Consider the following 292-nt stretch of genomic DNA (forward strand, 5'->3'; position numbering starts at 1 on the left):
AGGACGGCAAGATCGACCCGCTGAAGACGGGCAGCTTCGAACTCCTGATCACCGACGACACGCCGCGCTGGACGTTCTACATCGTGCAGGATCCCAGGATTCCGACAGGCTGATCTCATCGTGGTTGCAAAACCTCGCCGCGCGGACAATGGTGGCGCCATGACTGCCGCCTCCCCCAGCACACCTGCCGAGATCGCCGAGCTGCTCGCCTTCTATGCCAGCGCCGGCGTCGACGACGCGCTCGAGGACGCGCCGATCAACCGCTTCGCGGAGGCCAGGCCGAAACAGGTCG

General features: G+C 65.4%; 1 pseudogene. It reads left to right on the forward strand.

Annotated elements, in window-relative coordinates:
• Nucleotides 1-159 precede the first annotated feature (159 nt).
• Nucleotides 160-292, forward strand: a pseudogene (locus EN818_RS34200) (uracil-DNA glycosylase); the annotation flags it as partial.

Origin of the sequence: Mesorhizobium sp. M3A.F.Ca.ET.175.01.1.1, from assembly GCF_004791945.1 — a bacterium.
GTDB lineage: Bacteria > Pseudomonadota > Alphaproteobacteria > Rhizobiales > Rhizobiaceae > Mesorhizobium.